The organism is Psychrobacter sp. UBA2514, assembly GCF_002341255.1.
In the GTDB taxonomy this organism is placed as follows: domain Bacteria; phylum Pseudomonadota; class Gammaproteobacteria; order Pseudomonadales; family Moraxellaceae; genus Psychrobacter; species Psychrobacter pacificensis.
In genome coordinates, this window is record NZ_DDNS01000002.1 from 46,673 (window position 1) to 54,814 (window position 8,142).

The window sequence follows — 8,142 nt, forward strand, 5'->3', positions numbered from 1 at the left end:
CTAACGATGATAGATTGAAAAATTTGTCAATTTGCGTCATTATGAGGCAGTTTTTTATCCAAAAATGGTGCGACATCCGTGCAAAAATCCAATTTTAAGTTACCAAATACCAAGCTATCACCATCATCTAAGCCTGCTATGAATGCCTTACCTTCACAGCAGCGCGGCTTGGTATTTAGTAGTCTTCTCTTAATTACTATCATCGCTGGCATGGTGCTATTTGCACTGTATTTGGTCAAGCTTGATCGCACCATTACCCATAAGTTTGAAGGCAAGCGCTGGGACATTCCAGCTAAAGTGTACTCACAGCCACTTGAGCTATATCAGGGTGCCAATATCGATAGAGATACGATGAAAACGTGGCTAGAGTTGCTTAATTATCAAAGCAACAAGTCTTATGATCGTACTGGCACTTATCATAGATCGGGTAATACTTATTTTATCCATACGCGCGGCTTTACCTATAGCTCAAGCGATATAGATGCTGAGCAAGTCATCAAAATGACCCTTGCTGGCAATAAAGTTGACTCTATTCAAAGCACCTTACCTGCCAAAAGTGGCATCATTCGTCTAGAGCCAGTGAGTATCGGTGGTATCTATCCAGACAGTAACGAAGATCGAATGGTTGTCTCTTTAGATGACGTGCCTCAGCCACTGATTGATGCATTGATTGCCACCGAGGATCGCGCGTTTTATGAGCATAAAGGCGTCTCGATACGCGGTATCGCCCGTGCCGTAATCAATAACTTTACTGGTGGTGCTAGGCAAGGTGGCTCGACCATCACCCAGCAGCTGATCAAAAACTTTTACCTCAACTCTGATCGCACCCTAAAACGCAAAGCCAATGAGGCGTTGATGGCGGTACTGCTTGAGCTGCATTATAGTAAAGATGAAATTTTACAGACTTATTTGAACGAAATTTATCTGGGTCAAAACGGCAATCGCTCTATCAATGGTTTTGGTTTGGCCTCACAGTTCTATTTTGATAAACCACTTAACGAGCTGCGTATAGATCAGCAAGCCATGCTAGTTGGTATGGCAAAAGGCCCAAGTATTTACAACCCACGTCGTAATCCAAATGATTCAAAAGCTCGTCGTGACGTGGTGCTTGGTAACATGTTCGCAATGGGCACGCTAAGTCAAGAGGACTATGACAAAGCCTTAAAACAGCCGCTCGGTATCGTGGACAAGCCTGCTGAGGGCAAGAGCCAGTTCCCTGATTTCTTGGACATCGTCAAACGTGAGCTCAATGATGTCTATTACTCTGATGATCTCAAAAATGAAGGTCTAATCATCATTAGTACCCTAGACCCTATTGCTCAGTTGGCAGCAGATAAGGCAGTTGATAGAAAACTGGGCGAGCTGCGCCGTAGAGGTAGCAAGACTAAAGACTTACAAGGCGCGCTCGTCAGTGCCAATCCTGAGACTGGCGAATTGGTCTCTGTCGTTGGTAGTGGCAGTGAGTTCACGGGCTTTAACCGCGCCGTCGATGCCAAGCGTCAAGTCGGCTCTTTATTGAAGCCAATCATTTATATGACCGCGCTTGAGAGTGGTCGTTATAACTTAGCAAGCTCGGTGGATGACTCACCTATCACAGTCAATCTGAATGATGGTACCGATTGGAGTCCTAAGAATTATGACAACCGTGATCATGGCTATGTACCACTGACCACAGGACTGTCGCAATCTTATAACCAAGCGGCGGTACGCTTAGGTATGGAATTTGGGGTTGATACTTTTGCCAAACAGCTAAAACGCATGGGGGTTAAAGAAGAAATACCAGCATACCCATCGGCGCTATTAGGGTCTGTCAATCTGAGCCCGATGGACATGTTAGGTATTTACCAAGTCTTTGCGACTGGCGGTTTCCGCACACCTATTCATAGTATTCGCACGGTTATTGATGATCGCGGTCGTATTTTGCAGCGTACCGGACTCAATACTCAGCGCAGTATTCCACCTGAGACCAACTTTTTGACCAACTATGCGCTACAACAAGTGGTGTCAAACGGTAGCGCCAGACGGGCTCAATCACTTGGCAGCAATCTGAATCTCGCCGGCAAAACGGGCACGACAAACGACTACCGTGATGCTTGGTTTGCAGGCTACAGTGGCAACTACGTCAGTGTTGTTTGGGTTGGTCGTGATGACAACAAGCCCATTGGCTTGAGTGGTGGTACTGGTGCTCTACCGGTTTGGGTCGATTATATGAAACGCCTCAAACTCACTCCAGTAGCGCTACCAGAGCCAGAAGGTATCGAATGGTTGTGGCTCGAGAACAACTCAGGCAAGCTGTCTAACGAACGTTGTGCCAATGCTCGCTACTTACCTGTCATGTCAGCACATTTACCAGAGGAAGCCAGTAGCTGCGCGCTTAGCTTGTATCAACAAGACCGTGCTCGCGAGCAATCTCAATTCCAAAATCAGCAGAGCGCGATCAATGAGCAACGTCGTCGCGAAGGTTTAGATATCCCAAACGGTGAAGCGGTTGATGCTGGTGATTCAGAAGACAGTAATGGACAAAGTAATGAAGGTCAAAATCGTGCTGACACATGGTATGACCGTGCTATTGAATGGTTTTAACATTGTTTTTAATATGTAGCGTCTGATATTTAAAAAAGGTCTCAATATGGTCTCATTTCTACAGCAGTCTGCCTCTGTGACACAAACATTGTCTTGGCGGCAGAAAAAATTTGCGTCAGTGAATACCCTAGTTGTAGGTGGCATTGTTTGTAGTATGCTAAGTCTCAGCGCATGCCAGACTGCGCCAGATAGCTCAGCTGCGATGAAAACAACACCTATTCAAACAACCCCATCATCACAGCCGCCAGTGACATCGACCACCACTGTGACTCAGGCACCCATCGTTGAAGCAGATGATGAGAACGAATACCCTATTGAGCCTTATACTCCACCCGAAAAGCTCGAGTCGCCGAACCCATTGACACAAGAAACGCCTGTATTTGAGCCGCCTACTCCAGTGGTGACAGAGCCTAATCTGGGTATTGCCATACCATCGCGCAATGACTATATCATCTCTGAGCCCTCAGCACCGTCACACAATGATCTACTAGAGCAGGCAAGAAAAAACTCACAGCAACGCTCTCAACAATCAGCAAGTAATAACAGTAACTTGCCTGCATTTCGTAACTTGATGCAGGTAGGCGTTAATCAACTGAAATCAGGACAATTAACGAATGCTGAAAATAGCTTTACCCGTGCACAGCGCTTGGCACCCAAATCGTCTGCCGTATATTTTTATCTGGCGCAAGTGGCATTGAAAAAGAACCAACCTCGTAAGGCAGAAGCGATGGCACGTCGTGGCCTTAGTGTTTCTAAAAATGCCAGTCGCAGACGAGCGCTGTGGCAAATCATTTTACAATCAGGGCAAGCTCAAGGTAACTCACGCATCGTTAGTGAAGCAAGACGAGCTTTACGCTAATAACCGCTCACTACAGTTATCATTTATCCAAAACATACATTTATTTTTTTTAGCTTAGGGTTATCGTTATGGCATGGCAACAACTGCATTTACAATGTGAAAAATCAAACGTCGATTTGGCTGAAGCGCTTTTATTAGAAGCTGGCGCACTATCTATTGCCTTAGATGATGCAGGTGATCAGCCTTTGTTTGAACCACTTCCCGGTGAGTCACCGCTATGGGATGAAGTCATACTGACAGGGCTATTTGATGCCACCACTGATGATGGTAGCCGTCAAGCAGTTGAGCAGCTGAGTCATGAAATTGCCGCACAAGTACAGGCTACTCATATCTGGCTAACGGCTGTTGATGACAAGGATTGGGAGCGCGAATGGATGAGTAACTACCATCCTATCGAATGCGCTAATGACTTGTGGATTGTGCCAGACTGGCTCACACCGCCCAATCCAGAGGCGACCAATATCATTATGGATCCAGGCTTAGCTTTCGGTACTGGCTATCATGCCACGACTCGTCTTTGTCTTGACTGGTTAACAGAGCAAGACCTGACAGATAAAGTGGTCATCGACTATGGCTGCGGCTCAGGCATCTTGGGTATCGCCGCTCTATTATTAGGTGCACGCCAAGTGTATGCAGTCGATATCGATCCACAAGCTGTACTCGCAACCAATCAAAATGCCGAGCGTAATCATGTCGGTGACCGTCTGCAAGCGTTCTTGCCTGAAGAGTTCACAGATTACTGCTCACAACATGATGTTTTGCCTGTAGAAGTGATTGTCGCCAATATTTTGGCCAAACCATTGATTAGTTTGGCCCCTTATTTCTCAACCCTGATTGCACCAAAAGGTCGAATCGTACTGGCCGGTTTAATCGAGTCACAGACTGAACAAGTCATGGAAGCTTATCGACCCTATTTTGCACTCGATCCAAAGCATGCCTTTACCGCGCAAGAGGACCAGCATTGGCAGCGTTTATCTGGTACATTTACTAGCTAGCAACATTTAATTACATCTGTTACGATAGAGGGCAGTCAAACGTCACAGGTTTGGCGCCACTCTGTCGTTGCTCATGATTTATAGAATTTCAAAAAGCATGGTAGCTGTTGGTGAGTGGCTAAGCGGTATAGATAACCATACTTTTTTGGATTCGACCCTATGACCACCCCAATGAAAACCCAGTGCCCTCATTGCCAAGCTTGCTTTAAAGTGCAACAGAATCAACTAAATAAAGCCAATGCTACTATTAACTGTACTCAGTGCCAAAAAAGTTTTTCGGTCAATCAACACCTTATCGTAACCCCTGATACCTCCAACAGCTCCTCCTCTCAACATACTGCTACAGCACATCACGAGACTCAATCCAAGCTGAGTAATCGACCTGAAAGCTCCACCAATAGTCGTAATCAAGCATCTAATATATCAAATACTGCAAAGTCCTCACTCCATAAAAAACGTTCAGCTGATATATTGATTCATGATGACTTAATCTATGATGATATGGATATCGATGAGCCAGAAGACAGCATTGTAGAATACGACTCACTAGACAGCATGGATGCTTGGTTGACGCAAGTGAGCGATACCAATGCTGCGACGGCGACTGACAACGCGACAAACACACTTTCTAAAACCAATAATAAAAGCCAAGAGCAATTTGTAGCATCCCCTACCGAGCATACTACAACAGAACATTCCTCAATGACTCAAGAAGTACTGAGCTCAACTGCTGCCAATGACATTCATGCGAGCATCAACGACACAGCTGATGACTCATGGCTAGAAGCACTTCTTGAGGAACAGAATAAACGCGAAGCCAAATCAGTAGATAGCACAGATTTATCACAACTACTGATAGATATGGGTGTACCTCTTAGGGACGAAGAAAATTCTGTGACAGAACGTGCAAACAAGGCACAAGCACAGTTTGCGCCAACAGCCACAACACATTCAATTGCTTCTATTCTCTGGATACTGGGATGCTTAGTATTAGCACTATTGCTTGCCGCGCAGTATGTTATGTTTAACCTAGAGACGTTAGTCAAAAACCCTGCCAATGCGCAGCGCCTCCAAACGGTATGCTCTATTGCGGCATGTAGCTTACCAAGCGCTGATCTGACAGCTTTGACTATTACCAATCCAAGTGATCGACCAAGTCAAATTAAAACCACAGGTACATTTAGCGATATCAGCGCGATATTGAACAACCAAAGCACAAAAGCACAGCTCTATCCAAATATAAAAGTCAGTGTTTATGGGACAGACAACCTCATTGGAGAGTTTATAGCAGCGCCTAACGACTATTTATTGGGTAAGCCAAGCCAGCTAGCTGCTAGTAATAACAGACAACTACTATTTACCATACCTGTTGACAATGCACAAATTCGCGAAATTACGATGACACCACTTTATTGAATGCTATTTTTAGCAATAGAATGAGCCTGACATATCGCTGACTTTAAGATAGCCGTCAATCTGTCAGCGCTAAACGATATTAATTTGATATACTATTATTCTGACATCTTATGGTTTGACTCTTTTTTCATTTCAAGGATATTATCTTATGGCACCTCATGCACAGCATCATGCCCATCATTTTGCTAAGAGCTCTGAGCATCCTGCCGACTATAATAAAGAAGATCATCACCATGTCGCTCACGATGTTGAGTTCCCGTTAGAAAGTACTGCGAGTAGCGCACAGCAGCCTTTGCGTGTACATGTTGAGCGCGTCGTTCGCCAGTATTTCGCTATGCTAGGTGATGAGATGCCTACCGACTTGTACGAGCTTATCTTAAAGCAAGTCGAAGAGCCTCTATTGTCAGTGGTTCTAGAAAAAACTCGCGGCAATCAAACTAAGTGTGCACAAATCTTAGGCCTCAATCGTGGCACTTTACGCAAAAAACTCAAAACTTACGACTTAATGTAGCACTGTTATATGTGCTCACCCATTATTACTAATCATCATGCATGGCAATTCAATGTGCATGGCTTTATCTATCGCGATATAGTCTACCGTTGTTGCCATCATCACCTTGCCAGACGTTTACGTCAGGCTTTTTTTATGGAAGATTTTTTATGAGTACAACCCCACTTGCCCTACTCTCGGTCTCTGATAAATCCAATATCGTTGAGTTTGCTCAAGGCCTTATTAAAGCAGGTTTTGGCTTACTCTCTACTGGCGGTACCTATCGATTACTTACAGAAAATAATGTCGCTGTGACGGAAGTGTCTGACTATACGGGCTTTCCTGAAATGATGGATGGCCGTGTTAAGACCCTGCATCCTAAAATTCATGGTGGTATCTTGGGACGTCGTGGTACGGACGATGCTGTGATGAATGAGCACGCAATCGAGCGTATTGACTTGGTTGTTGTGAATTTATATCCATTTGCTGAAACGATCGCACGTGCTGACGTGACGATGAACGATGCTATCGAAAATATCGATATTGGTGGCCCTACCATGGTACGATCAGCAGCAAAAAATCATGCCCATGTAGGCATCGTGACCGATCCTGCTGATTATGATCGCGTACTGACTGCTTTAAATGGTGGCACTGAATTGACAACGGCTCTACGCTATGATTTAGCAGTTAAAGCCTTTGAGCATACTGCGCAGTACGATGGTATGATTGCCAACTTCTTAGGCAGCCGTGTCAATGAGACGCAGGAACCAGAAAACTTCCCACGCACATTTAATGTACAACTAGAAAAAGCGCAAGATCTGCGCTATGGCGAAAACCCACATCAAAACGCTGCTTTCTACACTGAAAATCATCCTTTAAAAAGCCAGCAAGCTTCTATTGCAACGGCTAAGCAACTGCAAGGTAAGGCCCTATCATACAATAATATTGCTGATACTGACGCAGCCCTTGAGTGTGTTAAAGCCTTTAGTGCACCAGCTTGCGTTATCGTTAAGCACGCCAATCCTTGCGGTGTCGCGGTAGATAATGAGCAAGTAGCTGCTTATCGCACTGCTTTTAGCACCGATCCTGAGTCATCTTTTGGCGGCATTATCGCCTTCAACCGTCCACTGACGCTTGCTGCTGCAAAAGCCATTATCGATAATCAATTTGTAGAAGTCATCATTGCACCCAGCATTGAAGACGGTGTACTTGAAGCGACTGCTACTAAGAAAAACGTACGCGTATTAGTATGTGGTGAACTACCAGCACCAGATCAGCGTGATAGTCAGCTTGATTACAAACGCGTCAATGGCGGCCTACTCGTACAAGAGCAAGACCTTGGTTTGATTACGGCAAACGATCTAAAAATCGTGACGGACGTTCAACCAACTGAAGCGCAAGTGGCAGATCTGTTGTTCAGCTGGAACGTGGCAAAATACGTCAAATCGAATGCCATTGTTTATGCGAAAGGTCAACGTACTATCGGTGTTGGTGCAGGTCAAATGAGCCGCGTTAACTCAGCCCGTATCGCTGCTATCAAAGCAGAGCATGCTGGACTGGCCACTGAAGGTGCCGTTATGGCCTCAGATGCCTTCTTCCCATTCCGTGATGGCATCGATAATGCTGCTGAAGTAGGTATCTCAGCTATTATCCAGCCAGGTGGCTCTATGCGTGATGATGAGACCATTGCAGCCGCTAATGAGCACGGTATTGCGATGGTATTCACTGGCATGCGTCATTTCCGCCACTAAACAATCATCTATTAGTTTAAGACTGGTATTAGGGCGTGTTGAACATTC

At 45.2% G+C, this 8,142-nt stretch carries 6 protein-coding genes; all 6 read left to right on the forward strand.

The genetic code is table 11. The features are described 5' to 3' along the window. Positions 1-78: 78 nt before the first annotated feature. Positions 79-2,583, forward strand: coding sequence for a penicillin-binding protein 1B (mrcB, locus tag B3V51_RS00235; protein ID WP_414706355.1), 2,505 nt, complete (start codon positions 79-81; stop codon positions 2,581-2,583). 46 nt (positions 2,584-2,629) lie between these two features. Beyond that, complete coding sequence (locus tag B3V51_RS00240) at positions 2,630-3,442, forward strand: tetratricopeptide repeat protein (RefSeq protein ID WP_212563693.1); 813 nt, start codon at positions 2,630-2,632, stop codon at positions 3,440-3,442. A gap of 68 nt (positions 3,443-3,510) precedes the next feature. Further along, positions 3,511-4,437: a 50S ribosomal protein L11 methyltransferase gene (gene prmA / locus B3V51_RS00245; RefSeq protein WP_212563694.1), complete on the forward strand. Its 927-nt coding sequence runs from the start codon at positions 3,511-3,513 to the stop codon at positions 4,435-4,437. Positions 4,438-4,596: 159 nt separating this feature from the next. Further along, a complete protein-coding gene (locus B3V51_RS00250) occupies positions 4,597-5,853 on the forward strand; it encodes a DUF3426 domain-containing protein (protein WP_212563695.1) in 1,257 nt (418 codons plus the stop codon). 148 nt (positions 5,854-6,001) lie between these two features. Continuing rightward, entirely contained in the window at positions 6,002-6,364 is a 363-nt protein-coding gene (fis, locus tag B3V51_RS00255; RefSeq protein WP_212563696.1) for a DNA-binding transcriptional regulator Fis, read from the forward strand. Positions 6,365-6,513: 149 nt separating this feature from the next. After that, positions 6,514-8,094 carry a bifunctional phosphoribosylaminoimidazolecarboxamide formyltransferase/IMP cyclohydrolase gene (gene purH, locus B3V51_RS00260; RefSeq protein WP_212563697.1) on the forward strand — a complete coding sequence of 527 codons (1,581 nt, stop codon included), beginning with the start codon at positions 6,514-6,516 and terminating at the stop codon, positions 8,092-8,094. Positions 8,095-8,142: the final 48 nt, after the last annotated feature.